Annotated in this window: 1 protein-coding gene; it reads right to left on the bottom strand. The window is 58.7% G+C overall.

The annotated features are described in order from the left end of the window. Positions 1-58: 58 nt before the first annotated feature. A protein-coding gene (locus FQ755_RS00030) for an IS3 family transposase (RefSeq protein ID WP_409936946.1) occupies positions 59-1,194 on the bottom strand; the annotation gives its coding sequence in 2 pieces (ribosomal slippage) (positions 59-930 and positions 930-1,194; 1,137 coding nt in all). Positions 1,195-1,281: the final 87 nt, after the last annotated feature.

Genomic DNA, 1,281 nt, shown 5'->3' with positions numbered 1-1,281 from the left:
AGAGGTGGCCCCGTTCGTTCGGACAGTTTTTTCGATTTTTAAGTGGAACGCTGGGCGGTCACGCTGCCAATGTAATCGCGGGCAGCATCGCGAAATAAGCTTCATCCGGGGTCTTGTCCGACAGACTTGAATGAGGCCTTTGCTGGTTGTACCACGTCAGGTAGTTAGCGATGGACTTGCGTGCCTGGCCGACGGACTCATAGGCCTTCAAATATATCTCTTCGTACTTCACGCTGCGCCACAGTCGTTCGATAAAAACGTTGTCCCGCCAGCTTCCCTTGCCATCCATCGACAAAGCGATTCCGCGCGAGAGGACCGCGTCGGTGAAGACTGTACTGGTGAATTGGCTGCCTTGATCGGTGTTGACGATCTCAGGCAATCCATATTTCGCGAACGCTTCTTCAAGCGCTGCCACCGCATGCTCAGCTTCCATCGTGATCGCGACCCGGTGCGCTAAAACACGGCGGCTGGCCCAATCGATCACAGCCGTGAGATACACGAAGCCGTGTGCCATAGGCACGTATGTCGTGTCCAATGCGTACACCTGGTTGCTGCGCTCGATCTTCCGATCGCGCAGCAGGTACGGCCAGATCTTGTGAGCCAGATGTTTGCGGCTCAAGTTCGGCTTGCGATACAGCGCTTCGATGCCCATTTTGCGCATCAACGTGCCGACGTGCTTGCGTCCGACCACTATGCCCTCTCGCTTGAGCAGGCGCATCAACATGCGCGCTCCGGCAAACGGATGCTCCAGGTGCAACTCGTCGATGCGGCGCATGAGCGCCAGATCCGCGGCACTGACCGGGCTCGGCGCGTAGTACGCACTGGATCGACTGATGCCGACCAGCTTGACCTGCCGGGAAACCGGCAGGGGGTGGGCACGATCAATCATTTCTTTGCGCTCAGCAGGCCTGCCTTGCCGAGCGCGCCGGACAAAAAATCATTCTCCAGCGCCAATTGGCCGATCTTCGCGTGCAGCGTCTTCAGGTCCACCGGCGGCTCATTGACGGGCGCGCCCGCCGCGCCGAACACATCGGCCGCTCGTTCTTGCAACTGGCGCTTCCATTCTGTGATCTGGTTCGGATGAACCTCAAACTGCTGCGCCAATTCTGCCAGCGTGCGCTCGCCGCGTACGGCTGCCAGTGCCACCTTCGCCTTGAACGCCGCTGAGTGCGTGCGCCGGGTTCTCTTCGTCATCGTCTGGTTTCCTTTGTAGGCATTATGCCTATCTCAGAACCCAGCGATTCCACCTAACCGACTGTCCAGATTTCCGGGGCCACCTCT

Origin of the sequence: Paraburkholderia sp. BCC1885, from assembly GCF_900996235.1 — a bacterium.
Classification (GTDB): Bacteria; Pseudomonadota; Gammaproteobacteria; order Burkholderiales; family Burkholderiaceae; genus Paraburkholderia.
Note: the sequence above shows the minus strand (reverse complement) of the source record. Positions and strands in the feature narration are given on the sequence as shown.